This is a genomic window from Pseudomonas sp. TE36184 (genome assembly GCF_054060055.1).
In genome coordinates this window covers 4,353,054-4,379,967 of sequence record NZ_JBSSCU010000001.1, presented here as the reverse complement: position 1 = coordinate 4,379,967, position 26,914 = coordinate 4,353,054, and the positions used below count along the sequence as shown (strand labels likewise).

General features: G+C 61.2%; 22 protein-coding genes, 1 tRNA gene and 1 pseudogene. 18 read left to right on the top strand and 6 right to left on the bottom strand.

Annotated elements, in window-relative coordinates:
- Positions 1 to 1,711: 1,711 nt before the first annotated feature.
- The 4 genes from ACVWZP_RS19675 (at position 1,712) to ACVWZP_RS19660 (ending at position 6,012) form a co-directional block, all read left to right on the top strand.
- On the top strand, positions 1,712 to 3,334 hold the full coding sequence (locus ACVWZP_RS19675; protein WP_457370073.1) for a vWA domain-containing protein: 1,623 nt from the start codon (positions 1,712 to 1,714) through the stop codon (positions 3,332 to 3,334).
- A 38-nt stretch (positions 3,335 to 3,372) separates the two neighbouring features.
- On the top strand, positions 3,373 to 3,945 hold the full coding sequence (locus ACVWZP_RS19670; protein ID WP_017848620.1) for an RNA polymerase sigma factor: 573 nt from the start codon (positions 3,373 to 3,375) through the stop codon (positions 3,943 to 3,945).
- Positions 3,942 to 4,529, top strand: coding sequence for a protein kinase family protein (locus ACVWZP_RS19665; protein ID WP_261754312.1), 588 nt, complete (start codon positions 3,942 to 3,944; stop codon positions 4,527 to 4,529). Before ACVWZP_RS19670 ends, ACVWZP_RS19665 begins: the two co-directional genes overlap by 4 nt.
- A 418-nt stretch (positions 4,530 to 4,947) precedes the next feature.
- Entirely contained in the window at positions 4,948 to 6,012 is a 1,065-nt protein-coding gene (locus tag ACVWZP_RS19660) for a 2,3-butanediol dehydrogenase (protein ID WP_260473884.1), read from the top strand.
- 276 nt (positions 6,013 to 6,288) lie between these two features.
- On the opposite strand, the gene ACVWZP_RS19655 is transcribed toward ACVWZP_RS19660, so the two are convergent.
- The 3 genes and pseudogenes from ACVWZP_RS19655 to ACVWZP_RS19645 form a co-directional block, all read right to left on the bottom strand.
- Positions 6,289 to 7,908 (bottom strand): methyl-accepting chemotaxis protein, encoded by a 1,620-nt coding sequence (locus ACVWZP_RS19655; protein WP_201021704.1) that lies wholly within the window; start codon positions 7,906 to 7,908, stop codon positions 6,289 to 6,291.
- A gap of 209 nt (positions 7,909 to 8,117) precedes the next feature.
- Positions 8,118 to 8,296 (bottom strand): annotated as a pseudogene (locus tag ACVWZP_RS19650) (transposase domain-containing protein); the annotation flags it as partial.
- 256 nt (positions 8,297 to 8,552) lie between these two features.
- A tRNA-Arg gene (locus ACVWZP_RS19645) sits at positions 8,553 to 8,629 on the bottom strand.
- A gap of 370 nt (positions 8,630 to 8,999) precedes the next feature.
- Here ACVWZP_RS19645 and gabD point away from each other — a divergent pair.
- From gabD to ACVWZP_RS19630, 3 genes are all read left to right on the top strand, one after another.
- The gene (gene gabD, locus ACVWZP_RS19640; protein WP_046385078.1) at positions 9,000 to 10,442 is read left to right on the top strand and encodes an NADP-dependent succinate-semialdehyde dehydrogenase; all 1,443 of its coding nucleotides are present in this window, start codon (positions 9,000 to 9,002) and stop codon (positions 10,440 to 10,442) included.
- A 181-nt stretch (positions 10,443 to 10,623) separates the two neighbouring features.
- On the top strand, positions 10,624 to 11,901 hold the full coding sequence (gene gabT, locus ACVWZP_RS19635; protein WP_017848615.1) for a 4-aminobutyrate--2-oxoglutarate transaminase: 1,278 nt from the start codon (positions 10,624 to 10,626) through the stop codon (positions 11,899 to 11,901).
- 139 nt (positions 11,902 to 12,040) lie between these two features.
- Positions 12,041 to 13,249, top strand: a complete 1,209-nt coding sequence (locus ACVWZP_RS19630) for an HDOD domain-containing protein (RefSeq protein ID WP_457370072.1) — start codon at positions 12,041 to 12,043, stop codon at positions 13,247 to 13,249.
- Positions 13,250 to 13,313: 64 nt separating this feature from the next.
- Here the strand turns inward: ACVWZP_RS19630 and ACVWZP_RS19625 are convergent, their stop codons facing one another.
- A complete protein-coding gene (locus ACVWZP_RS19625) occupies positions 13,314 to 14,315 on the bottom strand; it encodes a sensor domain-containing diguanylate cyclase (RefSeq protein ID WP_457370071.1) in 1,002 nt (333 codons plus the stop codon).
- A gap of 202 nt (positions 14,316 to 14,517) precedes the next feature.
- Entirely contained in the window at positions 14,518 to 15,702 is a 1,185-nt protein-coding gene (gene desA / locus ACVWZP_RS19620) for a delta-9 fatty acid desaturase DesA (protein ID WP_046385075.1), read from the bottom strand.
- 166 nt (positions 15,703 to 15,868) lie between these two features.
- On the opposite strand from desA, the gene dibA reads away from it, so the two are divergent.
- The 6 genes from dibA to ACVWZP_RS19590 all read left to right on the top strand — a co-directional run bounded on the left by dibA (position 15,869) and on the right by ACVWZP_RS19590 (position 22,249).
- The gene (gene dibA / locus ACVWZP_RS19615) at positions 15,869 to 17,782 is read left to right on the top strand and encodes a phosphodiesterase DibA (protein ID WP_288074980.1); all 1,914 of its coding nucleotides are present in this window, start codon (positions 15,869 to 15,871) and stop codon (positions 17,780 to 17,782) included.
- Between the two features lie 239 nt (positions 17,783 to 18,021).
- Positions 18,022 to 18,204, top strand: coding sequence for a sulfur starvation response protein OscA (gene oscA, locus ACVWZP_RS19610; protein WP_010565387.1), 183 nt, complete (start codon positions 18,022 to 18,024; stop codon positions 18,202 to 18,204).
- Between the two features lie 177 nt (positions 18,205 to 18,381).
- Positions 18,382 to 19,392 (top strand): sulfate ABC transporter substrate-binding protein, encoded by a 1,011-nt coding sequence (locus tag ACVWZP_RS19605; RefSeq protein ID WP_017848610.1) that lies wholly within the window; start codon positions 18,382 to 18,384, stop codon positions 19,390 to 19,392.
- A 168-nt stretch (positions 19,393 to 19,560) separates the two neighbouring features.
- Positions 19,561 to 20,379, top strand: coding sequence for a sulfate ABC transporter permease subunit CysT (gene cysT, locus ACVWZP_RS19600; protein WP_017848609.1), 819 nt, complete (start codon positions 19,561 to 19,563; stop codon positions 20,377 to 20,379).
- Between the two features lie 13 nt (positions 20,380 to 20,392).
- Entirely contained in the window at positions 20,393 to 21,265 is an 873-nt protein-coding gene (gene cysW, locus ACVWZP_RS19595) for a sulfate ABC transporter permease subunit CysW (protein WP_017848608.1), read from the top strand.
- Between the two features lie 3 nt (positions 21,266 to 21,268).
- Positions 21,269 to 22,249, top strand: coding sequence for a sulfate/molybdate ABC transporter ATP-binding protein (locus ACVWZP_RS19590; RefSeq protein WP_457370070.1), 981 nt, complete (start codon positions 21,269 to 21,271; stop codon positions 22,247 to 22,249).
- 109 nt (positions 22,250 to 22,358) lie between these two features.
- Here ACVWZP_RS19590 and ACVWZP_RS19585 read toward each other — a convergent pair whose 3' ends face one another.
- Positions 22,359 to 22,886: an Mpo1 family 2-hydroxy fatty acid dioxygenase gene (locus tag ACVWZP_RS19585; RefSeq protein ID WP_457370069.1), complete on the bottom strand. Its 528-nt coding sequence runs from the start codon at positions 22,884 to 22,886 to the stop codon at positions 22,359 to 22,361.
- Positions 22,887 to 22,969: 83 nt separating this feature from the next.
- On the opposite strand from ACVWZP_RS19585, the gene ACVWZP_RS19580 reads away from it, so the two are divergent.
- The 5 genes from ACVWZP_RS19580 to ACVWZP_RS19560 all read left to right on the top strand — a co-directional run bounded on the left by ACVWZP_RS19580 (position 22,970) and on the right by ACVWZP_RS19560 (position 26,755).
- Complete coding sequence (locus tag ACVWZP_RS19580; RefSeq protein WP_457370068.1) at positions 22,970 to 23,656, top strand: Crp/Fnr family transcriptional regulator; 687 nt, start codon at positions 22,970 to 22,972, stop codon at positions 23,654 to 23,656.
- Between the two features lie 38 nt (positions 23,657 to 23,694).
- Entirely contained in the window at positions 23,695 to 24,060 is a 366-nt protein-coding gene (locus ACVWZP_RS19575) for a response regulator (RefSeq protein ID WP_128192249.1), read from the top strand.
- A 229-nt stretch (positions 24,061 to 24,289) separates the two neighbouring features.
- Positions 24,290 to 24,871 (top strand): alpha/beta hydrolase, encoded by a 582-nt coding sequence (locus ACVWZP_RS19570; RefSeq protein ID WP_448119888.1) that lies wholly within the window; start codon positions 24,290 to 24,292, stop codon positions 24,869 to 24,871.
- A 49-nt stretch (positions 24,872 to 24,920) separates the two neighbouring features.
- Complete coding sequence (locus ACVWZP_RS19565; protein WP_046385070.1) at positions 24,921 to 25,847, top strand: sigma 54-interacting transcriptional regulator; 927 nt, start codon at positions 24,921 to 24,923, stop codon at positions 25,845 to 25,847.
- 125 nt (positions 25,848 to 25,972) lie between these two features.
- The gene (locus ACVWZP_RS19560; RefSeq protein ID WP_046488782.1) at positions 25,973 to 26,755 is read left to right on the top strand and encodes a MetQ/NlpA family ABC transporter substrate-binding protein; all 783 of its coding nucleotides are present in this window, start codon (positions 25,973 to 25,975) and stop codon (positions 26,753 to 26,755) included.
- The last annotated feature ends 159 nt before the right edge of the window (positions 26,756 to 26,914 follow it).

Here is a 26,914-nt window from a genome sequence, read left to right as displayed (position 1 = left end):
ATCTAAACCAGGAATCAGGCGGGGCAGCGCGCCGGGCTGAGTTAACCGTCTCGATTCTGGCACCACCGAAGATCAAAGGTGGGAGGGAGCTTGCTCCCGATGGCGGTGGGTCAGTCACCCGATGCAGTGGCTGACAGTTGGCAATCGGGGGCAAGCCCCCTCCCACACTGATCGAGGTGTTATCTAAACCAGGATTCAGGCGGGGCAGCGCGCCGGGCTGAGTTAACCGTCTCGATTCTGGCACCACCGAAGATCAAAGGTGGGAGGGAGCTTGCTCCCGATGGCGGTGGGTCAGTCACCCGATGCAGTGGCTGACGCTTGGTCATCGGGGGCAAGCCCCCTCCCACACTGATCGAGGTGTTATCTAAACCAGGATTCAGGCGGGGGAGCGCACCGGACTGAGTTAACCGTCTCGATTCTGGCACCACCGAAGATCAAAGGTGGGAGGGAGCTTGCTCCCGATGGCGGTGGGTCAGTCACCCGATGCAGTGGCTGACAGTTGGCAATCGGGGGCAAGCCCCCTCCCACACTGATTGAGGTGTTATCTAAACCAGGATTCAGGCGGGGCAGCGCGCCGGGCTGAGTTAATCGTCTCGATTCTGGCACCACCGAAGATCAAATGTGGGAGGGAGCTTGCTCCCGATGGCGGTGGGTCAGTCGCCCGATGCAGTGGCTGACAGTTGGCAATCGGGGGCAAGCCCCCTCCCACACTGATCGAGGTGTTATCTAAACCAGGATTCAGGCGGGGCAGCGCGCCGGGCTGAGTTAACCGTCTCGATTTTGGCACCACCGAAGATCAAATGAGGGAGGGAGCTTGCTCCCGATGGCGGTGGGTCAGTCGCCCGATGCAGTGGCTGACAGTTGGCAATCGGGGGCAAGCCCCCTCCCACACTGATTGAGGTGTTATCTAAACCAGGATTCAGGCGGGGCAGCGCGCCGGACTGAGTTAACCGTCTCGATTCTGGCACCACCGAAGATCAAAGGTGGGAGGGAGCTTGCTCCCGATGGCGGTGGGTCAGTCACCCGATGCAGTGGCTGACAGTTGGCAATCGGGGGCAAGCCCCCTCCCACACTGATTGAGGTGTTATCTAAACCAGGATTCAGGCGGGGCAGCGCGCCGGGCTGAGTTAACCGTCTCGATTCTGGCACCACCGAAGATCAAATGTGGGAGGGAGCTTGCTCCCGATGGCGGTGGGTCAGTCACCCGATGCAGTGGCTGACGCTTGGTCATCGGGGGCAAGCCCCCTCCCACACTGATCGAGGTGTTATCTACACCAGGATTCAGGCGGGGCAGCGCGCCGGGCTGAGTTAACCGTCTCGATTCTGGCACCACCGAAGATCAAATGTGGGAGGGAGCTTGCTCCCGATGGCGGTGGGTCAGTCGCCCGATGCAGTGGCTGACAGTTGGCAATCGGGGGCAAGCCCCCTCCCACACTGATCGAGGTGTTATCTAAACCAGGATTCAGGCGGGGCAGCGCGCCGGGCTGAGTTAATCGTCTCGATTCTGGCACCACCGAAGATCAAAGGTGGGAGGGAGCTTGCTCCCGATGGCGGTGGGTCAGTCACCCGATGCAGTAGCTGACAGTTGGCAATCGGGGGCAAGCCCCCTCCCACACTGATTGAGGTGTTATCTAGTCCAGGGTTTAACCCGAACACCCCACACCCTGCGTCTGACCTTGTGAACGGATCATTCTTTCACGAGGTTCAGTCCATGTCCCATCCTCTGCTTTTCCTGCGTCCTGCTGCCCAGGGCTTTGCGGTTACCTTGCTGGTGGCGCTGGCCGGTTGTGGGCTGTCTTCGTCCCCAGATTTAGCCAAACCGGCTGAGCCCGTCGCCGAGCTGCACAGCGCGCCGGTCCAGGGCGCGTTGGTCAAGCGCCAGGCGATGCCTGCACCGATGCGGATGCAGGAGTCGGCAACCCTGGATTACCAAAGCGAACCCCGCGAGCAGTACGCCAACCTGCCGGACAACCCGGTGCATCGGGTCGCCGAAACGCCGGTCTCGACCTTCAGCATCGACGTCGACACCGGCAGCTACGCCAACGTGAGACGTTTCCTCAACCAAGGCCGTCTACCGCCCGAGGGTGCTGTGCGACTGGAGGAAATGCTCAACTACTTCCCCTATCACTACGCCTTGCCCACCGACGGTTCGCCGTTTGGCGTGACCACCGAACTGGCGGCCACCCCGTGGAACCCGCGCACCCAACTGCTGCGCATCGGCATCAAGGCCTCCGACCGCGCCGTAGCGCAGCTGGCGCCGGCCAACCTGGTGTTTCTGGTCGATGTGTCCGGCTCCATGGACCGCCGCGAAGGCTTGCCGCTGGTGAAAAGCACCCTGAAATTGCTGGTGGATCAATTGCGCGAGCAAGACCGCGTGTCGCTGGTGGTCTACGCCGGCGAGTCGCGCGTGGTGCTCCCTCCCACCTCCGGGCGCGACAAAGTGAAGCTGCGCAACGCCATCGACCAACTCAGCGCGGGCGGCGCCACCGCCGGTGCTTCAGGTATCGAACTGGCCTACCAGATGGCCCGCGAAGGCTTTATCGAGCAGGGCATCAACCGCATCCTGCTGGCCACCGATGGCGACTTCAATGTCGGCGTCAGCGATTTCGACAGCCTCAAGCAAATGGCCGCGGAACAACGCAAAAGCGGTGTGTCGCTGACCACCCTCGGCTTCGGTGTGGATAACTACAACGAACACCTGATGGAGCAGCTGGCCGACGCGGGCGACGGCAACTACGCCTACATCGACACCCTGCGCGAAGCGCGCAAGGTGTTGGTGGACCAACTCAGCTCGACCCTGGCGGTGGTGGCGCGGGATGTGAAGGTGCAGGTGGAATTCAACCCGGCCCAGGTCAGCGAATACCGCTTGCTGGGTTATGAAAACCGCGTGTTGAAGCGTGAGGACTTCAACAACGACAAGGTCGACGCGGGAGAGATCGGCGCCGGGCACACGCTGACCGCGCTGTACGAAATTGTACCGAAGGGCCAGCAGGGCTGGCTGGAGCCGCTGCGCTATGCCGCCGCGCCTGCGGTGTCGGGCGCTTCCGATGAGTTGGCCATGTTGCGCGTGCGCTACAAGCCCGCGGCCGGTGGCGCGAGCCGCTTGATCGAGCGGCCGGTGAGCAACGCCTCGGCCAAGGCCAGCGACGACCTGCGCTTCTGCGCCGCCGTGGCCGCCTTCGCCCAGCAACTCAAGGGCGATGGCCGCTACACTGGCAGCATGAGTTTGCAGGACACCGCCGCACTCGCCCGCTCTGCCCGGGGCGATGACCCGTTCGGCTTGCGCAATGAATTCGTGCAACTGGTGGAAGTGGCGCAAAGCCTCAAACCTTGATCGTGAACACAACGACCAGAAAGGAGTTCGCCACCGACATGCCCGCTCCAGATGATTCACCCAGCGACGAATCGCTGCTGGCCCGCTACCGAAGCGGTGACGGCGCCGCGTTCGAAGCCTTATACGCGCGGCACCGCCAAGGTCTCTACCGCTTCCTGGTGTCCCTGAGCAACAAGGCCGAACTGGCCGAGGAAATTTATCAGGAGACCTGGCTCAGCCTGATCCGCAGCGCCACTCAGCCACAAGGCCGGGCGAGTTTTCGTACCTGGCTGTTCCAGATCGCCCGCAACCGCCTGATCGACTATTGGCGCAAGCACGGCATCCACAACCCGTTGCACGACAGTTACGATGAACAACTGCACGCCCAGCCCGACACCAGCGCCGGCCCCGAGCAGCATCTGAGCCTGAGCCGCGACCAGGCGCGTCTCGACGCCGCGTTGCAAGACTTGCCCGAAGACCAGCGCGAAGTCTTCCTGCTGCGCCTGCATGGCGACCTCGACGTGCCGCAGATCGCCGCCCTCACCGGCGCCCCGCTGGAAACCGTGAAAAGCCGCCTGCGTTACGCCCAGCAGAAACTGCGCCGCCTGCTGGCCGAGGAGATACCCGCATGACCGACTCCCGATACACCCCCGACCCCGACGACCTGCTCATCCAGCACGTGCGTCAACACAGCCGCGGCGAGCCACCGGCGTCCCTCGACGCCTTCATCCTCGCCACCGCCCGCCGCGAAACCCCAGCGCCGCAACCCAGCCGCTGGCAACGCTGGCTGCACGCCTGCCAACGCCCACGCTGGCAGATGGCATTCGCCACCGTCGCAGGGTTAGCGTTGATGATCGGCGTGGTCATGCGCTCGCCCGTGCCTCAACCCGACATCTCCCCGGCGACGTTCTCCGCGCCCCACCCAGAAAGCGCCCACCCGGCCCCCGCGCCGATGGCCCGGATGGCCGTCGCGCCCAGAGCCGAAAGCGCGCCGGTCCAAGCCGAAATCGCCGGTGCGTTGTCGGACAAATCGCCGGCCAGGCTCAGCAAGCGCGCACCGGTTGCACTGCCTTCATTGGAAGAGGGCTTGCAGGAAATCGTCAACCTGCGGGCGGCCGGGGACAGCCAAGCGGCGGATGAGAAGCTGCTGGCGTTGCACGCGCGCTTTCCCCAGGAGGACTTGCCGGCGCGCCTGGAGGTGTTGCGCAAGCGCTGAACGGCGGGGCGGGCGGTGAGACGCAACGTCTCGCCGTCTCATCGCCACCAGGTGTGGTCTGACATGGCGCGTCTCATTCGAACGCGATCGCGGCCGCCCCAGGGGTTCCAGCGGACCGCTCTAAGCAAGGCCTGTTCAGGTGCTTTTGCGGATCTGGCACCGGCCTTGCTCTGGCACTGGTAACCAGCCCGACTGGTGACCCAATAATAAAAACAGGTGCCCGATGTCCTGCCCAACTCCCTTTCCCGGTTCTGCCCGTGGCGGCGTCATGAGTCGCATGCCGCAACAGCTCAATCGACTGGTTCTGGACCTTGTGCTACCGCGCTGACGCCCCTCCTGGCGGACTCTTGCGGGGCGCCAGGGCCAATCGTTCCAAGGAGATTTCGCTATGACCCTTTCGATCAATCCGCAACGCAGCATGCGCGCCGCTGTCTGGCACGGCCGTCACGATATCCGCGTCGAAGACGTCCCGCTGCCCATTTCGCCGCCGGCCGGTTGGGTGCAGATCCGCGTGCAGTGGTGCGGAATCTGCGGGTCCGATTTGCATGAGTACGTGGCCGGGCCGGTGTTCATACCGGTCGACGCCCCGCACCCGCTGACCGGGATAAAGGGGCAGTGCATCCTCGGGCATGAGTTTTGTGGCGAGATCGTCGAACTCGGCGCCGGCGTGCAGGGCTTCAGCGTCGGCGAGCCGGTGGCGGCCGATGCGTGCCAGCATTGCGGCACGTGCTACTACTGCACCCACGGGATGTACAACATCTGCGAGAACCTGGCCTTCACCGGGCTGATGAACAATGGTGCCTTCGCCGAACTGGTCAACGTGCCGGCCAACCTGCTGTACAAATTGCCGGCGAATTTTCCCGCTGAAGCCGGGGCACTGATCGAGCCGCTGGCGGTGGGCATGCACGCAGTGAAAAAAGCCGGAAGCCTGCTCGGGCAAAACGTAGTGGTGGTCGGTGCCGGCACCATCGGCCTGTGTACCATCATGTGCGCCAAGGCGGCCGGTGCGGCGCAGGTGATCGCGCTGGAAATGTCCGGCGCCCGCAAGACCAAGGCCCGGGAAGTGGGCGCGACCCATGTGCTCGATCCCAATGAGTGCGACGCCCTGGCCGAAGTCCGCCGCCTCACGGGCGGGCTCGGCGCGGATGTCAGCTTCGAATGCATCGGTAACAAACACACGGCCAAACTCGCAATCGACCTGATCCGCAAGGCCGGCAAGTGCGTCCTGGTGGGGATCTTCGAGGAGCCCAGCGAGTTCAACTTTTTCGAGTTGGTGGCGACGGAAAAACAAGTACTCGGCGCGCTGGCCTATAACGGCGAGTTCGCTGACGTGATCGCGTTTATCGCCGATGGACGGCTGGACATTACGCCGCTGGTGACGGGGCGTATCCAGTTGGAACAGATCGTGGGGCAGGGCTTTGAGGAGTTGGTCAAGAATAAGGAGCACAACGTGAAAATCATCGTGTCGCCTGCTCGGGTCTGAAGCGAGCGATGAGCAGTACGCCACTCTTGCCACTTCGTTGTGAGTGGCAAGAGTGGCGTGCGGCTGATGGAATCTATCGACGGCCTCTCATGCCGTATTGCCGGAATTTGCCGACGAGTAGCGAGTCGCCACCGATCACCCGTCCGGCCTGGGCTTGTGGGTAAGCGCTGCATCAGCACATCCGCCAGACCGGCGTGCCGACATCAGCACGCATTTGGTCAAGTCATCTATCGAGGCGTGATATGCCCCAAGCATGAATTTCGCTCGGCGCCTTTTTCACACCGCGAATCGGTTAACCAACTGATTCAGGTTGACCGCCAGTTTTGACATCTCACCGCTTGCACTGGCCGTCTGGCTGGCACCCGCAGCACTCTGAGTTGCCAGCTCGCGAATACTGACCAGATTACGATCAACCTCACGCGCAACATGCGACTGCTCTTCAGACGCCGTGGCGATCATGAGGTTACGCTCATTGATCTGAACAATGGCGGTGGCTATTTGATCCAGCGAGGTACTGGCCTCTTGGGCGACACCAAGTGATTCGGTCGCTAGGTCTCTGCTCGTATTCATCGCCTTCACGGCGAGATCAGAATCGTTCTGGATGGCAGCAATCATCTGCTCGATTTCTTGTGTCGACACCTGAGTGCGATGGGCCAACGCCCTTACTTCGTCAGCAACTACCGCAAACCCACGGCCTTGCTCGCCTGCGCGTGCTGCCTCGATAGCCGCGTTCAAAGCCAGCAGGTTGGTTTGTTCTGCAATGGCCCGAATCACCTCGACAACTTTAGTGATGCTCTGGGCACGATCTGACAACCCCTGAATCTGTTCACTCGTGTTCTCAACGTTCCCGTTCAGCTTTTGAATGGACTTCAATGTCTGAGCCACTCGCTCCAAACCTATTTCGGTATAGCCCTGGGTACGCTTTGACTCTTCGGAAGCCGACTCCGCGTTACGAGCGACCTCATCAACAGCTGCGCTCATTTCTGTGACCGCTGTGGCAGCCTGATTGACCTCGTCATTTTGGGCGACAAGACTCCGACTCGACTCCTCAGTGACCGCTGTCATCTCTTCTGACGCAGAGGCCAGTTGGGTGGACGAATCGGATATCTGCATAATTGTAGTTCGCAGGTTTGTCTGCATCTGCGCGAGGGCTTTCAACAGTCGTCCAGCTTCATCAGTCCCGCTGACCAATACCTCTTTGGAGAGGTCGCTGGCCGCGATGCGCTCCGCGACAGACAGGGCATCTTTAATCGGAGAGGTAATACTTTTCGTCAACAGCAATGCCAAACCAACTGTCAGGACGACAACGGCAGCAATAAGGCCGACAACCAACCACAACCCATTGTTATAAAGATCGGTTGCGTTTTGCCCAGCCTGCGCAGCGCCGTCGTTGTTAAAGTTGGTCAAGTCTTTGATCTGCATTTCCATCGTGTTCGTCAGAGGGCGGATGCCGGTCTTCACCAGGCTGACCGCCGCCGCTACGTCACCCTGCCTCATCAACGGTTCAAGACTATCCATTAGTTTGGAGTAGGCATCGGCGCTGTTTTTTACCGGTGTATAAAACGAACGCTCCTTATCACTCGCTATCAGAGGCTCATAATTCGCCACCGCATCGTTGAACGCCTTACGGTAGCTGGCGAAGCTATCAATCGTCTTTTGTATCGACTGAGGGTCAGCAAGGCCACGCTGTGTTTCGAGCCTCAAGCGAAGGGCTGTACTGTTCATCAGCTCCGTTTGTCGGATGCTAGCCATCCAATTGAGTTCGACGTCTTTTTCGGAGTCCCTCAGCTTGCCCATTTGCACGACTGCGAATGCGCCGAGCACAAAAACCAACGCAATAATCAACGCGAAAAACAGGGCAGCGCGTGGCGCTACGTTGAGATTTCTAAGGTGCATACAAGATTCCTGTTTTCCAACGGTTGTTGATATGTTCAACAGGCTATCGACTCAAAGCCGGAAACTTTAAGGATGTCGTCGAAAGGCGATGTGGTTGGCGAACGCCTGGCCGGTGGAGCTTGCCTTGCTTCAATCTGCGGGGGGAGCCAGCTCCCGAAGCCGTCATGCACAAGGACTTTCATGCGAGTTGCGCGGTAACCGAATGGGCATTACAGGTTGCGTAACGGTAACCCGTTATGCGGCAACAACCCGGCGATCTTGCTGGCGCGCTGGCTAGTACATCCTTGAGATAACCAGATGGATCATGCCCATTGAGCTTGGCCGACTGGCTCAGGCTCATCAGCGCAGCTGCGTGTTGGCTGCCGAGACCCAGCCAAGACCGTTGTCCGTTAGGTTTCACGCTGAAGTAGAGGCCGTTCCCGTCTTGCTCGCGATAGGTAGCGTGGTCAGGTTCCGGGCCGGCGAGCGTGGTGTTTGCTAAGGGGCGGCTTTCTGTATGCCTCCAGTTATAGGAGTCTCAAGGCATGCATTGCGGGAAGTTATCGGGTTGGAGAGAGATGGAAAGCCAGAAACAAGGAAGCCCGCACGGGGTGGGCTTCTTGGGGTGTTTCGTAGACTGTCTGAGACAGCCCGAGACTGCTATATGGTGCACCCGGCGGGATTCGAACCCACGACCCCTGCCTTCGGAGGGCAGTACTCTATCCAGCTGAGCTACGGATGCTTGTGCGGGCGACATCATACCCATGTCGACCTTGGGCGTCCATGCTGGTTTTTGGCTGCTGGCGGGTGGGAATTGTCTGTGTTGGGGCCTTGCGTCGGGCGCTGTGGCTCGGTGGTGGGGTGCGGGGCTTGAGGTCGTTGATCTGATAAATCCGGCAAATAAGCGGTTTTCGTTCTTTTTTTCGAACATCCTATTGCCCTGTACCCCCTTTGATCCTAGGATTCGTTTGAGATTTCAAACGCTCTGTCTCCCGTGCGCTCTCCACTTGCTTGCACGCAGGGGCTGATTTCCCTGACGGCAGCCCCCAAAGGCGCCTTTCAACAACTCTAATTCGCTCCGCGCGCGCGCGGTGCTGTTAAGGAAAGCCGACATGCAGCTTAAAGATGCCCAGTTGTTCCGCCAGCAAGCCTTTATCGATGGGGCTTGGGTCGATGCGGACAACGGTCAGACCATCAAGGTCAACAACCCCGCCACGGGCGAGATTCTCGGCACCGTGCCGAAGATGGGCGCCGCTGAAACCCGCCGCGCCATCGAAGCGGCGGACAAAGCGCTGCCGGCCTGGCGTGCGCTGACCGCCAAGGAGCGCGCCAACAAGCTGCGCCGCTGGTTCGAGCTGATCATCGAGAACCAGGAAGACCTGGCGCGCCTGATGACCCTGGAACAGGGCAAGCCGCTGGCCGAAGCCAAGGGCGAAATTGTCTACGCCGCCTCCTTTATCGAGTGGTTCGCCGAAGAAGCCAAGCGCATCTACGGTGATGTGATTCCCGGCCACCAGCCGGACAAGCGTCTGATCGTGATCAAGCAACCGATCGGCGTGACCGCTGCGATCACGCCGTGGAACTTCCCCGCCGCGATGATCACGCGTAAAGCCGGCCCGGCCCTGGCCGCCGGTTGCACCATGGTGCTCAAGCCTGCCTCGCAAACGCCGTTCTCGGCGTTCGCCCTGGCTGAACTGGCGCAGCGTGCCGGCATTCCGAAAGGCGTGTTCAGCGTGGTCTCCGGCAGCGCCGGCGATATCGGCAGCGAGCTGACCAGCAACCCGATCGTGCGTAAATTGTCCTTCACCGGCTCGACCGAAATCGGTCGCCAGTTGATGGCCGAATGCGCCAAGGACATCAAGAAAGTGTCCCTGGAGCTAGGCGGCAACGCGCCGTTCATCGTGTTTGACGACGCTGACCTGGATAAGGCCGTCGAAGGCGCGATCATCTCCAAGTACCGCAACAACGGCCAGACCTGCGTCTGCGCCAACCGTCTGTACGTTCAAGACGCGGTGTACGACGCGTTCGCGGAAAAACTCAAAGTGGCGGTGGCCAAGCTCAAGATCGGCAACGGTCTGGAAGACGGCACCACCACCGGCCCGCTGATCGACGGCAAAGCCGTGGCCAAGGTCCAGGAACACATTGCGGACGCGCTGGCCAAAGGCGCCACGCTGCTGGCGGGCGGCAAGGTCATGGAGGGTAACTTCTTCGAGCCGACCATCCTGACCAACGTGCCGAAAAATGCCGCTGTGGCGAAGGAAGAAACCTTCGGCCCACTGGCGCCGCTGTTCCGTTTCAAGGACGAAGCCGAAGTGATCGCGATGTCCAACGACACCGAGTTCGGCCTCGCGTCCTACTTCTATGCGCGTGACCTGAGCCGTGTGTTCCGTGTGGCCGAAGCCCTGGAATACGGCATGGTCGGCGTCAACACCGGGTTGATCTCCAACGAAGTGGCGCCGTTCGGCGGTATCAAGGCTTCGGGCCTGGGCCGTGAAGGTTCCAAGTACGGGATCGAGGATTACCTGGAAATCAAATACCTCTGCCTGGGCATCTAAGCCCGGCAAGGCATTGCTGCAAACGCAAAGGGCACGAGAGCGCTGACCCTTTGCGTGTTTTACACCGTTATTCGTAGTGGCCGGGAACGCTGTGTCAGTCGATCATCGCATGCTGCCGTAGTTGCCCCCCGCCACGTATTCCTTGAACAACGCCACCCGATGAGTGGCGAATGAGGACTTTATGAGCAAGACCAACGCTTCCCTGATGAAACGCCGCGAAGCCGCTGTACCACGCGGTGTTGGCCAGATTCACCCGATCTTCGCCGAGTCCGCGAAGAACGCCACCGTGACCGACGTTGAAGGTCGCGAGTTCATCGACTTCGCCGGCGGTATCGCCGTGCTGAACACCGGCCACGTACACCCGAAAATCATCGCGGCCGTGACCGAGCAACTGAACAAGCTGACCCACACCTGCTTCCAGGTACTGGCCTACGAGCCTTACGTGGAACTGTGCGAAAAAATCAACGCCAAGGTCCCAGGTGATTTCGCCAAGAAAACCCTGCTGGTCACCACCGGTTCCGAAGCAGTTGAGAACGCCGTGAAAATCGCCCGCGCTGCCACTGGCCGTGCTGGCATCATCGCGTTCACCGGCGCGTACCACGGTCGCACCATGATGACCCTGGGCCTCACCGGTAAAGTCGTGCCTTACTCGGCCGGCATGGGCCTGATGCCAGGCGGCATCTTCCGCGCGCTGTACCCGAACGAACTGCATGGCGTGAGCGTCGACGACTCCATCGCCAGCATCGAACGTATCTTCAAGAACGATGCCGAGCCGCGTGATATCGCTGCCATCATCATCGAGCCGGTGCAGGGCGAAGGCGGTTTCTACGTCGCGCCTAAACCTTTCATGAAGCGCCTGCGCGAACTGTGCGACAAGCACGGCATCCTGCTGATCGCCGACGAAGTGCAAACCGGTGCCGGCCGTACCGGTACGTTCTTCGCCATGGAACAGATGGGCGTGACTGCCGACCTGACCACCTTCGCCAAATCCATCGCCGGCGGTTTCCCGTTGGCCGGTGTGTGCGGCAAGGCCGAATACATGGACGCCATCGCGCCAGGCGGCCTCGGCGGCACCTACGCCGGTAGCCCGATCGCTTGCGCCGCGGCCCTGGCCGTGCTGGAAGTGTTCGAAGAAGAGCACCTGCTGGATCGCTGCAAAGCCGTCGGCGAGCGTCTGGTCTCCGGCCTCAAGGCCATCCAGGCCAAGTACCCGGTGATCGGCGACGTGCGTGCCCTGGGCGCGATGATCGCGATCGAGCTGTTCGAAGGTGGCGACACCCACAAGCCAAACGCTGCTGCCGTCGCCGCTGTAGTGGCCAAGGCGCGTGAGAAAGGCTTGATCCTGCTGTCCTGCGGCCCTTACGGCAACGTGTTGCGCATCCTGGTGCCGCTGACCGCGCCGGACGAGCAACTGGACAAAGGCTTGGCAATCATCGAAGAGTGCTTCTCCGAGCTGTAAGCCCGGGCTGAACCGATCGATAGAAAAAACCCGCTTCGGCGGGTTTTTTTTTACCTGATGCAGCACATTCAGTGGTTGTTCATTGTACGTAGGCCGCCGCATTGTCTAAGGTGCAGGCATTGCAGATGGAGCGTGCAGGATGAGTGCTGTGGATTTACCCGCTGTACCCCGGGTGTTGATTGCTGAGGCAGACCCTTGGTCGCGGGACCTGCTCAAGCAGGTGTTGTTGAATGTGCGTTGCGACGCACGGCTGGATATGTGTGGCGATGGCCGGCAAGCGGCTACGCTGCTGCGCGACAAAGCCTACGACCTGATCGTGGCGGATTGGGAACTGCCGGGCATCGATGGCCTGAGCCTGTTGCGCAATGTGCGTCAGCAGCGTCGCTCGCCCGCGTTGCCGTTCATCCTCTTGAGCAGTCGCAATGACAGCGCCAGCGTGCGTGAGGCCTTGCCCTTGGCGCCCACGGCGTATCTGACCAAACCGCTGAACATGGACGGCCTGACCCAGCGCCTGCAAGACCTGCTGCTCAACGAAGGCGAAAGCGTGTACTGCGAAGTGCCGCGACTGGCGCCGGGCATGACCTTGCCGGTGTTCCTCGAGCGCCGCCGCGACGCCTGCGATGGCGCGCCGCTGTGGGTCGATGTGAAGGCCGCCGTGCAAGACAGCCTCGGGCCGGAGGGCCTGGACCTCAAGTGCCTGGAAGACCGCGTGTGTATGGACCCGCAGATCACCGCCGTGCTGATCGCCGCCGCCAACAGCGCCGGCCATCACGGCACGCCGGTGCAGACCCTGTCGGCGGCGTTGCACAAGCTGCAGGCCGGGCAAAGCATGAACCTGATACTCGGCCTGGCGCTCAAGCACAACGTGGTATTGGGTGATCCAGGCCTGGTGGCGTATGCCGAGCGTCACTGGCAGTTGTCCCAGGACACCGCCGACTACGCCCGCCGCCTGGCGCGCATGCTGGAGCTGGACCACGAGCGCTGCTACAGCGCGGGCATCCTGCATCGGCTCGGCGACCTGGCGTTGTTGAGCTGCCTGGAAGACTGGCGCCAGGGTGGCGGGGCGCTGGATGACGAAGCGATTGGCGAGTCGCTGCACGCCTTGGGTGCCGCCTACGGTTCGGCGTTGCGCACGCGTTGGCGCTTGCCGCTGGAACTGCGTCAGTTGATCGCGGCGATCTACTCCCTGGAAGGCGGGGTGTATTCGCGGGAGGCGCTGGTGATGAACCTGGCGGCGCAGATGGCGCGGTTGACCGAGCATGAAGGGCTGGAAGCGCTGGCCAGGAGCAAGACCGCGCGCTTGCTGAAAATGGGGCTGTCGGAGCTGATGAGGTTGCGCAAGGCCTAAAGGGTTATGAAGTTCAGATGTGGGCGGGGCAGGTTCCCTCCCACATTTGCTCTGTGTTGATCCTCTAGCCAGCAACCACGCGGTTTTTGCCCAGGCGCTTGGCCTCGTACATGGCGCCATCCGCGCGGGCGAACAGGCTGTTCAGGGTCGAGTCTTGCTCGTTGAGGTTGGCCAGGCCCTGGCTGACCGTCACGGTGAACGCGTGGCCTTCATAGCTGAAGCTCAACGCCTGGATTTCCTTGCCAAGCCGCTCAGCGACTTGCAGCGCCATCTCCGGCGCGCAACCCGGCAGCACGGCGGCGAACTCTTCGCCGCCAATGCGCCCGAACAGGTCGCCACGGCGCAGTACGCCACGACCGCTCTCGGCAATGCGCCGCAACACCTGATCGCCCTCCAAGTGGCCGTAGGTGTCGTTGACGTCCTTGAAGTCATCGATGTCCAGCAGCAGGAATGCCAGCGGCGCAGCCTGGGCGCGGGCGCTGTCGAAGGCCTGGTTGGCGCATTCGAAAAAGTGTCGGCGGTTGCTGCTCTGGGTCAGCACGTCGGTGGTGGCCAGGCGGTGCAGCTCCAGCTCCAACTGTTTCTTGTCGGTGATGTCCTCGGCCATGCCGACCACGATCAACGGCTCGCCCGGTTCGGCCTGCTGGTTGATGTAGCACTTGTCGCTGAGCCAGCGAATCTGCCCGCCGGCCGTGATGATGCGGTACTCGCGGTCTTCCACGGCGCCTTGTTCGAGTACGCGGGCCAGGCTGTGTTCGGCGTAGTCGAGGTCTTCGGGGTGAATGCTGTTGCGCCATTCCCGGTGGTCGGCCAGCAGCATGCCGGCGGAACGGCCGAATACCCGCTCATACGCCGGGCTCACATACAGCACGCGTCGCGACGCCCAGTCGATGGCCCATAGCACCGCATTCACGCTGACCAGCAGGGAACTGAGTAATTGCTCACGCTCACTCAGCCGCTCGACCTCGCCCTGGGCGTGCATCAACGCCAGCAAGGTTGCTGCGGCTGCGGGGCGTGGGGGTTCAGCGGTGGGGGGATCGGGCAGGTGCGTTTTTTCTTGGACCATCGGCACAACTCTCTCTGGGCGCGCCGCAGGGTTCAGCAGCGGTCACAACAAGGGGCCACCATGATGGCGAAGTGTTGTTTGAGAGGGGCGAATTGCGTCTAAGTTCCGTCATTGGGGGCGATTGTGACGGATTTATGGGTGTCTGGAGAATGGCGTCAAAAAAGCGATCAAAGGGGAAGGCAAGCCTTCCCCCTCCGCGTGTTCACACCGTTGCAGGGCGCAACGAGTAGGTCTTCAATTGGTGGGCAAAATCGCGCAGGGACTGGATGCCGCTGGCCTCGGCCTCATGCACCCATTCCTTGATCGCGGCCAGCATATCGTGGCCGTTGGAGCTGGTCTTGAGCCAGATCTGCTGCAGGGCCAGACGCTTTTCGTAGATCACTTTCAGGGCTTGGCTGTGTTCCAGCATGCTCTGGATACGCAGGTGGTGGCGGTCATCCAGCAGGCTGGTTTCCCGCGACAGCAGGCGCTTGGCACGGTGGAACTGATGGCGCACCGAGTGATCGACCTTCTCCAGTTCCTGCTTGACCAGCGGGCCGATCACCAGCTTGCGGTACTGGGCCATGATCTGGAAACGGTTGTTGAGGATCGCCATGGCGGTGTCCATGTCCAGGTGGCCCTTGCCTTCGACACGGTGGGCGATCGGCGCGACGCGCTGCACCTTGGCCAGGCGCAGCAGGCTGAACAGCTTGATCCACGCCCAGCCGAGGTCGAACTCCCATTTCTTCACCGACAGTTTGGCGGAGTTGGGGTAGGTGTGGTGGTTGTTGTGCAGCTCTTCGCCGCCCACGATGATGCCCCACGGCACCAGGTTGGTCGCCGCGTCCCGGCATTCGAAGTTGCGATAGCCCACGGCGTGGCCGAGGCCGTTGATCACACCGGCGGCCCAGAATGGAATCCACATCATCTGGATCGCCCAGATGGTGATGCCGATGGTGCCGAACAGCAGAAGGTCGATCACACCCATGATTGCCACACCCAAGAGCGGGTAGGGCGTGTAGAGTTTGCGTTCGATCCAGTCGTCCGGGCAGTTCTTGCCGTAGATGCGCAGGGTCTCGGGGTTCTCCGCTTCGGCGCGATAGAGCTCGGCACCTTTGCGCAATACGGTAGACAGGCCTTTAATGACGGGACTGTGCGGGTCGTCGACGGTTTCGCATTTGGCGTGATGCTTACGGTGGATGGCGGTCCACTCGCGGGTGTTCTGCGCCGTGGTCAGCCACAGCCAGAAGCGGAAGAAGTGTTTCAGGCCGGCATTGAGCTCCAGGGAGCGATGGGCTGAATAGCGGTGCAGATAGACGGTGACCCCAATAATGGTCACGTGGGTCATCAACAGGGTGACTGCCACCAGTTGCCAGGCTGACAGGTCAAGAAAACCGTTGTACCACATAGGCTGTATGGCCCTCAGAAAAAGAAAAAAACAGCTCACGCATTATCACTAAGCTCACAGAGAAAACCAGCCGACCTTTCAGATAGGAGTGACGGGATGTTTCTTATTCTATAATCCGTAACCTTTGTAGGGCGAATCTAGCTTTTTAGTAAGGATTACTGGCCATATGTTGTTCTCATACCGAGGTGCCCGGCGCGCGGGGTTGGTATATCTGCTGGTTTCGCTGCTGTGGGTTGTGCTTACTCACCGGGTATTGATCAAGTTCCTCGATGACCCGGTTGAGTTAGATCAGTGGCTGCAGCTGCGCGGCTATGTGTGGGTGGCCCTCAGCGCCCTGGTGATTTACCTGATTTGCGCGCGCTTTGCGCGCGTCAACGAATTGCAGCAACCGCTCAAAGAGAGTCGTGAGCGCCTGCGCCAGGCCGCTGCCGTGTTCGATTGCACCCGTGAAGGGGTGCTGGTCACCGATGCCAAGGGGCAGATCGTCCATGTGAACCGGGCCTTTATGGCGATCACCGGCTATCGGCGCGAAGATGTCATGGGCGAGCAACCCAGCTTGTTCAAGTCAGGCCGCCATTCGTCGAGTTTTTACCAGCAGATGTTCCTGGCCCTGGAACAAACCGGCGAGTGGAGCGGGGAAATCTGGAACCGGCGCAAAAGCGGCGAAATTTATCCACAGTGGCAAACCATCCGGGTGATTCACGACGACCTCGGCCATGTCAGCCATTACGTCGCGGTGTTTTCCGATATCAGCGCCATCAAGGATTCCGAGCACGAACTGGCGCACCTCGCGCACCACGACCCGCTGACCGACCTGCCCAACCGCCTGCTGTTCACCGACCGCGCCGAGCAGGCCCTGGCTTCGGCGCAAGTGCATAAACGCGGCTGTGCGTTGCTGCTGCTCGACCTGGACCACTTCAAGATCATCAACGACAGCCTGGGCCATAACGTCGGCGACCAGTTGCTCAAATTGGTCGGTGAACGCCTGAGAAGCCAATTCGGCACCGGCGTGACGCTGGCGCGGCTGGGCGGGGACGAATTCGCAGTGTTGGCGGAAAACTGTCCACAGGTGGTGCAGGCCGCCGCGCTCGCGCAACGCATGCTCGATGCGATGAAACTCCCGTTCAATTTCGACGGCCACCAATTGTTTATCAGTGCGAGCGTTGGCATCAGCCTGTTTCCCAGCGACGCGCTGAGTGCCCAGCAGTTGTTGCGTAACGCCGATTCCGCGTTGTTCAAGGCCAAGAGCGTCGGCCGTGAAGGCTACGCGTTGTACACCGAAGAGTTGACTGCCCACGCGCAGAACCGCGTGGAAATTGCCGGCGAACTGCGCCGCGCCCTCGACCAGCAGGAGCTGCGTGTCTACTACCAGCCGGTTCACGACCTGCACACCAGCCGCCTGATCGGCGTCGAAGCCCTGGTGCGCTGGCAACACCCGGAGCGCGGCCTGGTACCGCCGGTCGAGTTCATCCCCATTGCCGAACGCACCGGGTTGATTGCCGATATCGACGCCTGGGTCATGCACGAGGCTTGCGCCCAGATGTGCCAGTGGCTGGAGGACGGCGTGCCGTTGAGGTTTATCGCGATCAACGTGTCCAGTCGCTTGTTTGCGCGACGCGAGTTGTATGAGCAAGTCGCCAAGGTGCTGCACGACACTGGCCTGGACCCGGCTTACCTGGAGCTGGAAGTCACCGAAAGCGCGGTGATGGAAGACCCCGAAGTGGCCCTGGAACAACTGCACCGCCTGCGCGAGCTGGGCCTGCGCCTGGCCATTGACGACTTTGGCACCGGCTATTCGTCGCTGCTGCGCCTCAAGCGCCTGCCGGTGCAGAAGCTCAAGATCGACCAGGGCTTTGTCGCCGGGGTGCCGTGGGATGAAGACGACGCCGCCATCGTGCGCGTGGTGATCGCCCTGGCGAAAAGCATGGGCATGCAGGTACACGCCGAAGGGATCGAACAGGTGGAGCAGGCGCGGTTCCTGCTGGAGCAAAACTGCGACATGGGCCAGGGCTATTGGTTTGGCCGCCCGATGCCGGCGTGTGAAATCGACTGGGACCGGGCACCCGCCATCCAGAGTTGAAATGCAGTCAACTGTGGGAGGGAGCAAGCCCCCTCCCACAATTGGATATTCGCCAGGCTCGATTTTGGCACTTGGCCACAAAACGCCGTCGTAACCCCACGTCCGGCCAGAAAATTCTTTCTGGTTATATAAACATTCTTAAATAGTATTTTTAAGAATATCCGCGCTTATCTACTATCGCCCTCACGCCGCAAGCAGTGCCGCCACTGCGCGGCACTTTTCATTTCAGGAGCGAGACCATGAGCGCATCTCTACGTAGCGTCGACGGCCAGGACGAAGCAGCCATTTTGCGTGAGATCCAGAGCGCGTTGCGCGATCTGCGCTTTGGCGCGGTGGAAATCACTGTACACAACGCTCAAGTGGTACAGATCGAACGCAAAGAAAAATTCCGCCTGCAGAACCCGGGTAACAAACCGGCCTGAGCAAGAGCGGCGATAGACCCATCACTATAAAAAATGCCCCTGTAGGCGCGAGCTTGCTCGCGAAAAGCTTGAAGGCAACGCGTTGCACCTGATGTGCAGCGTTATCGTTGACGTTTTTCGCGAGCCAGCTCGCTCCTGCAGTCGTCAGCCAACACCCCGGAATTTCAGGAGCTTTCTATGTCGTCGATTCGCCGTTACGCCCTGGCTGCCTTGGCCAGCGCCGTGTTTGCCGGGTCTGCCGTTGCCAAGGACTACGAGTTGCTCAACGTCTCGTATGACCCGACCCGTGAGCTGTACCAGGACTACAACGCTGAGTTCACCAGCTACTGGAAACAGTCCCACCCCGGCGACAGCGTCAAGATCCAGCAATCCCACGGCGGCTCGGGCAAACAGGGCCGTGCGGTGATCGACGGCCTGCGTGCCGACGTCGTGACCCTGGCCCTGGCCGGTGATATCGACGAAATCGCCAAGTTGGGCAAGACCCTGCCGGAAAACTGGCAGACCCGCCTGCCGGATGCGAGCACCCCGTACACCTCGACCATCGTGTTCCTGGTGCGCAAGGGCAACCCCAAAGGCATCAAGGACTGGGGCGACCTGATCAAGAAAGACGTGGCGGTCATCACCCCGAACCCGAAAACCTCCGGCGGTGCGCGCTGGAACTTCCTCGCCGCCTGGGCCTATGGCCTGAAAGCCGGTGGCAGCGAAGCCAAGGCGCAGGAATACGTCAAAGAGCTGTTCAAGCACGTACCGGTCCTCGACACCGGGGCGCGCGGTTCGACCATCACCTTCGTCAACAACGGTCAGGGTGACGTGTTGCTGGCCTGGGAAAACGAGGCGTTCCTGGCATTGAAAGAAAACGGCGGCGCCGACAAGTTCGACATCGTCGTACCGTCCCTGTCGATCCTCGCCGAGCCGCCTGTGGCCGTGGTCGACAAGAACGCCGAGAAAAAGGGCAACACCGAGATCGCTACCGAGTACCTCAAGCACCTGTACAGCCCGGCTGGCCAGGAGATTGCGGCGAAGAACTTCTACCGCCCACGCGATGAGAAAATCGCCGCCAAATACGCCCAGCAGTTCCCGAAGCTGGATTTGGTGACTATCGACAAAGACTTCGGCGGCTGGAAAACTGCGCAGCCGAAATTCTTTAACGACGGTGGCGTGTTCGACCAGATCTACTCGGCGCAATAAAAACACCGCCCTCTGTAGGCGCGAGCTTGCTCGCGAAGAAGGTCCAGGCACCGCGTGCACCCAGAATGTGCGCGTTATCGTTGACGTTTTTCGCGGGCAAGCCCGCTCCTACAGAGCACGCATTCACCTGCGGGTTTTGTGTGTCAGACCTGCTAACCAAGGACTTTTATGTCGCGTCGTATTTCCCCCGTCATACCCGGCTTCGGGCTGACGCTGGGCTACACCGTGGTGTACCTCAGCCTGATCGTACTCATCCCCCTCGCGGCGATGTTTGTACACGCCGCTCAACTTACCTGGGATCAGTTCTGGAACATCATCACCGCACCGCGTGTGCTGGCGGCATTGAAGTTGAGCTTCAGCACCGCGCTGTACGCGGCGCTGATCAATGGCCTGATCGGCACGCTGCTGGCCTGGGTGCTGGTGCGCTACACCTTCCCCGGGCGCAAGATCATCGATGCGATGATCGACCTGCCGTTCGCCCTGCCCACCGCTGTCGCCGGTATCGCGCTGACCGCGCTGTACACCCCGACCGGCCTGGTCGGCCAGTTCGCCGCCGACCTGGGCTTCAAGATCGCCTACAGCCCCTTGGGCATCACCCTGGCGCTGACCTTCGTCACGTTGCCGTTCGTGGTCCGCACGGTGCAGCCGGTCCTCGCCGATATCCCCCGGGAAATCGAAGAAGCCGCCGCCTGCCTGGGCGCCAAGCCGTTGCAGGTGTTTCGCTACATCCTCGTGCCCGCGTTGCTGCCTGCCTGGCTGACCGGCTTCGCCCTGGCGTTTGCCCGTGGCGTCGGTGAGTACGGTTCGGTGATCTTCATCGCCGGCAACATGCCGATGAAGACCGAGATCCTGCCGCTGCTGATCATGGTCAAGCTCGACCAGTACGACTACCACGGCGCCACCTCCATCGGTGTGCTGATGCTGGTGGTTTCCTTCGTGTTGCTGCTGCTGATCAATTTGCTGCAGCGGCGCATCGAACACCCATAAGGAGGCGCGGAACATGTCCCAATCGTCTATCTCCGCCGCGTCCTCGGCCAACGCTGCCCGGCGTGGCAGTGCGCTGTCGCGGCGCATCCTGATCAGCCTGGGCTGGCTGGTGTTCTTCCTGTTCCTGGTGCTGCCGCTGTTTATCGTGGTGTCCCAGGGCTTGAAGAATGGCCTCGGCGCGTTCTTCACCGCGATCCTCGAGCCCGATGCGCTGTCGGCGCTCAAGCTCACGGTGGTCGCCGTGCTGATCTCGGTGCCGCTCAACGTGGTGTTCGGCGTCAGCGCCGCATGGTGCGTGAGCAAGTACTCGTTCCGTGGCAAGAGCATCCTGGTGACGCTGATCGACCTGCCGTTCTCGGTGTCGCCGGTGATCGCGGGCCTGGTCTATGTGCTGATGTTCGGCGCCCAGGGCTTCTTTGGCCCGTGGCTGCAGGCGCATGACATCCAGATCGTGTTCGCCTTGCCGGGCATCGTGCTGGCGACCATCTTCGTCACCGTGCCGTTCGTGGCCCGGGAACTGATCCCGCTGATGCAGGAACAAGGCACCCAGGAAGAAGAAGCCGCGCGGCTGCTTGGCGCCAATGGCTGGCAGATGTTCTGGCATGTCACCGTGCCGAATATCAAATGGGGCCTGATCTACGGCGTGGTGCTGTGTACCGCGCGGGCGATGGGTGAGTTCGGCGCGGTGTCGGTGGTGTCCGGCCACATTCGCGGCGTGACCAACACGTTGCCGCTGCACGTCGAGATTCTCTACAACGAATACAACCACGTCGCCGCGTTTGCGGTGGCGAGTCTGTTGCTGATCCTGGCGCTCTTCATCCTGCTGCTCAAGCAGTGGAGCGAGAACCGTATCAACCGCCTGCGCGCAGCTGCGGCTGAGGAATAATCCATGTCCATCGAAGTCCGTAATGTCAGCAAGAACTTCAACGCCTTCAAGGCCCTGAATAGCATCAACCTGGACATCCAGAGTGGCGAGCTGGTGGCGTTGCTTGGGCCCTCCGGCTGCGGCAAGACCACCTTGCTGCGCATCATCGCCGGTCTCGAAACCCCGGATACCGGCAGCATCGTGTTCCACGGTGAAGACGTCTCCGGCCACGACGTGCGTGATCGCAACGTCGGGTTTGTGTTCCAGCACTACGCGCTGTTCCGCCACATGACCGTGTTCGATAACGTCGCCTTCGGCCTGCGCATGAAGCCGAAAAACCAGCGCCCGAACGAAAGCCAGATCGCGGTCAAAGTCCACGAACTGTTGAACATGGTGCAACTGGACTGGCTGTCCGACCGCTACCCGGAACAACTCTCCGGCGGCCAACGCCAGCGCATCGCCCTGGCCCGCGCCCTGGCGGTGGAGCCCAAAGTGCTGCTGCTCGACGAACCCTTCGGCGCCCTCGACGCCAAGGTGCGCAAAGAGCTGCGCCGCTGGCTGGCGCGCCTGCACGAAGATATCAACCTGACCTCGGTGTTCGTGACCCACGACCAGGAAGAGGCGATGGAAGTCGCCGACCGTATCGTGGTGATGAACAAGGGCGTGATCGAGCAGATCGGCTCACCGGGCGACGTCTACGAAAACCCGGCCAGCGATTTCGTCTACCACTTCCTCGGCGACTCCAACCGCCTGCACCTGGGGGGCGACCAACACGTGCTGTTCCGCCCCCACGAAGTGTCGCTGTCGCGCCATGAACTGGAAGACCACCATGCCGCCGAAGTGCGCGATATCCGGCCGCTGGGGGCGACCACGCGGGTGACCTTGAAAGTCGAAGGCCAGAGCGACCTGATCGAAGCCGAAGTGGTGAAAGACCACGACAGCCTGATCGGCCTGGCGCGGGGCGAGACCTTGTTCTTCAAACCCAAGGTCTGGCAAAAAGCCTAAGGACACTACAACACCCAATGTGGGAGGGGGCTTGCCCCCGATAGCAGTGGATCAGTCAATATCTTCAGTGACTGACCCACTGCAATCGGGGGCAAGCCCCCTCCCACATTCAGACTTCTCTCGGCTTTAGATCGCGGCGAGCGACTGGCCCGGAGCGGCGTTCAATCTGCTCTTTGAGCTCATGCCGCAACCCCAGCAAAAACGCCAACTCCGCCACCACAAACAACGGCCCGACGATCAGCCCCGACACATCATCCACAAACGCCGGCTTCTTGCCTTCGTAGTAATGCCCGACAAACTGAATCACCCAACCCACCACGAACATACCGATACCGCCGCTGAGCCAGACCGTCGTGCTTTGCGCCGCCAGCACGTGCCCGGCCCACACCGACAAGCCCATCAGCACGCTCATCAGCACGCCCAGCGCGAGTTCCAGGCGCAGGTAGAACCACGCCGCAAGCAGCGCAACGATCAGCGCCGGCGACAGCCAGAGCCCGGCCAGCGGCCACTCCGGGCGTGAAAGCAACGCGGCGACGGCGACCACGATCAGCGGGATGCCGATAAAATGGCTGGCGATATTGCGCGGGTCGCGGTGGTAGGCGGCGTATTGACTGAGGTGGTCGACGAGGCTTTTCATTGTTATTCCTCCTGTAGGATGTTTGATCATGCCCTGTCAGCCTTCGCCTAACTGTCAGCTGGGCGACAATCTTCGGAGTTCTCATGAACGCAGAGCAATGGCGACCCCGGCTGGCTGCTGGGCACTGGTTCAGCCACTTGCCCGGCGCTTTTCAGCATAGTCTGCTGGCCCACGCGCGGCTGCGGCTGCTGACGGCGGGGCAATACCTGTTCAAGCGCGGTGACCCGCCCTGCGGCTTGTATGCGGTGCTCGACGGCAGTTTGCGGATCAGCGCGGTGAACGAGCAGGGCAAGGAAGCGCTGCTCAGCCTGGTGGAGTCGCCCTACTGGTTCGGTGAAATCTGCCTGTTCGACGGCCTGCCGCGCACCCACGACGCCTGTGCGGTCGGGCCGTGCAGGCTGTTGCAGGTGCCCCAGCAGGCATTGCTCGACATTCTCGATGAAACCCCGCAGTACTGGCGCGACTTGGCCTTGTTGATGAGCCAAAAGTTGCGCCTGAGTTTCATCGGCCTCGAACAGCTCAGCCTGATGCCCGCCTCGGTGCGGCTGGCCCATCGTTTGTTGATGATCATTGAAGGGTACGGCGACATCGAGCCCTCAAAACGCCGGCTGCAGTTACCCCAGGAAGACCTGGCGGCGATGTTGAGCCTGTCGCGCCAGACCACCAACGCCTTGCTCAAGGACCTGCAAGCCCAGGGCATCGTGCGCCTGGGCTATGGCGAGATCGAAATCCTCGATGCACAGCGCCTGCGTGAGGCGGCGCGCACCTGAGGGTGTTAGCCTGCAGGTCTGATCAATCGAGGTGTGTTATGCGCGTGCTGTTAGTGGAACATGAATCCGAAGAAGCACAGCGGATGGCCCAGGGTTTGAACGAGGCCGGTTATTCCGTGGAAGTCGCGGCCAACGGCATGGCCGCCCAGCGGTTTGTCGAGGGCAACGAGTACGACTTGGTGATTCTGGACGTGATGCTGCCGGGGCTGAATGCCTGGACACTGCAGCAGGCGATTCGGCACAAGGGCGAGACGCCGGTGTTGTTTCTGACCAGCCCGGGTGGGATCGAAGACCGTCTGCGCGACTTGGAATTGCATGAGGATGATTATTTACTCAAGCCGTTTGAAGACAAGGCGCTGGTCATGCGCGTGAAAAAACTACTGCGTCGCGATCGCGGGCGCTGATAGATGTGTGGCCTGGGCTCTCGCGATCGCGGGCAAGCCCGGCTGTTAAATGTGGGAGAGGGCTTGCCCCCGATGACGGTGGATCAATTGATGAATGCGCTAGCTGATACACCGCCCCTCCCATAGTTTGATTTTTTAGTTATTAATAAATAGCTTCTTATTCCTTAACGAATATAAACCCCGTCCCTATACTGTCCAGCAACGTTAAACGCTGCAGGAGGGCACACCCATGCACAGCGAATCGATTCGTTACCTGATCGTGCCGGGCTGGCAAGGATCGCCAGAAGATCATTGGCAAACGCATTGGCAGAACAGCCTGCCCAACAGCGCCCGGGTGGAGCAGGCCGATTGGCTGACGCCGCGTCGCGAAGACTGGGTGGCGGCGCTGGCCGAGGCGATCGCCGCCGACAGCACGCCAGTGATTCTGATCGCCCATAGCCTGGGCTGCATCACCGTGGCCCACTGGGCTGCCACTGCCCCGCTGCAATTTTTGCGGCAGGTGCGCGGGGCGTTGCTGGTGGCGCCGGCGGATGTCGAACGCCCGGCCTGTGCCCCCGCGCTGCGTAACTTCGCGCCGATTCCACGCGACCTGCTGCCGTTTCCCAGCCAGGTGGTCAGCTCCGACAACGACAGTGCCGTCAGCGCCCCCAGGGCCATGGAGCTGGCGCGCGAGTGGGGTGCTGAAGCCGGCATTTTGTCCGGCGCGGGGCATATCAATGTGAAGTCCGGCCACCAGCGCTGGGAGCAGGGTTTCGCGTATCTCTATCGCCTGCAAAGCCGCCTGGAGCATCACGCCCGGCGCACGGCCTGAACCTTTTTCAACGCCCCGTCCCTGAGCGGATTGGGGGCGGGAGCCTGCCATGAGTCTGCATGAAACCTTCGGTCAGCCGCTGCTGACCTTCCCCGACGCCGAAAAAAGCCCGCTGAGCATCCGCGCCAAGGCACTGGTGTTCGTCGACCCGCGTTCGCGGCAACTGCGCGAAGCGCTGGAACACCTCGCGCCCCGCGCCTTGCCGGTGTTGATCCGTGGCGAGACCGGCAGCGGCAAAGAGTTGCTGGCGCGGCATATCCATCGGGGCAGCGACCGCGCCGGGCTGTTTGTCTCGGTCAATTGCGGCGCGATCAGCCCGACCTATGCCGATGCCGAGCTGTTCGGCTACGCCGCTGGCGCCCACAGTGGCGCGGCGAGCAGCCGGGCCGGCTGGTTCGGCTCGGCCAACGGCGGCACCTTGTACCTGGATGAGATCGGCGACTTGCCGTTGCCGATCCAGGTCAAATTGCTCGCCGCCCTGGAAAACCACGAAGTCACCCGCGTCGGCGCGCAGCAACCAAGCCCGGTGGACGTGCGCCTGGTGGCGGCGACCAGCATCGACCTGGCCCAGGCCGTGGCCGCAGGCAAGTTCAATGAGCGCCTGTTCCATTACCTCAGCGAAGGCCAACTGGACCTGCCGGCCTTGCGCGAGCGGGTCGGCGACATCCTGTCCCTGGCCGAATACTTCCTCGGCATCTACAGCCAGCGCCTGGACCTGCCGGTGCCGCTGATCAGCGACGCGGCCCAGCGCGTGCTGGAACACCACAGCTGGCCGGGCAATACCCGCGAGCTGGAGAACGTCATCCACTTTGCCTTGCTGGTCAGCAGCGGCGACGAAATCTTGCCGGAGCATTTGAACCTGCCGACCGCCGGTTCGCCGCTGGAGCAGGTGCAGCGGATATTCGAAAGCGCCAGTGCGGCCGAGCGGGAAACCTTGCGCAAATTCCTACATGAACAAAATGGAATATCAACCTGAATAAAAGGTATTGTTCGGGAATAAAAAATCTAGGTATTGTCACTCTCACGCCGCGATAGCACTTCGCTGGCACTCCACCCCAATACGGTCGTCAGAGACGCCCCGGAATGTCGATAAGGACACTCATGAAAAAGGTTCTGTTGTTTACCGCACTGGCGGCTGCCCTGACTGCGGGCTTCGCCCAGGCCAACGAAAAGCTGATAGTGGCCGCTACCCCGGTCCCGCACGCCGAGATCCTCGAGCTGGTCAAGCCGACCCTCGCCAAAGAAGGCGTGGATCTGGAAATCAAAGTCTTCACCGACTACGTACAGCCCAACGTGCAGGTGGCCGAGAAGCGTCTGGACGCCAACTACTTCCAGACCCTGCCGTACCTGGAAAACTTCAACAAGGGTAAGGGCACCAACCTGGTTACTGTGGTGGGCGTACACGTTGAACCCTTCGGCGGTTACTCGAAGAAAATCAAAAACATTTCTGAGCTCAAAGATGGCGCCACTGTGGCCATTCCGAACGAAGGCTCCAACAGCGGCCGTGCCCTGTTGCTGCTGCAGAAGGCCGGTGTGATCACCCTGAAAGACCCGACCAATGCGCTGGCGACGCCAAAAGACATTGCCAGCAACCCGAAAAACCTGAAGTTCAAAGAGCTGGAATCAGCCCTGCTGCCACGCGTGCTGGACCAGGTTGACCTGGACCTGATCAACACCAACTACGCCCTGGAAGCCGGCCTCAACCCGGCCAGGGACGCGTTGATCATCGAAGACGCCAAATCGCCGTATGTGAACTTCCTGGTGGCGCGCCCGGACAACAAGGACAGCGCTGCTATCCAGAAACTGGCCAAGGCCCTGACCAGCCCGGAAGTCAAAGCGTTCATCGAGAAGAAATACAACGGCGCGGTCGTGCCGGCGTTCTGATCGAGCGGTAAAACCTTTCAAGGTTTAAACGCCGACGGCTTGCACAGCGTCGGCGTTTTTTTATGGGTGGAATTTGGAATGCGCTCAAAATTGTGGGAGGGGGCTTGCCCCCGATAGCAGTGGTTCAGTCAATGCATCGGTGACTGTCATACCGCTATC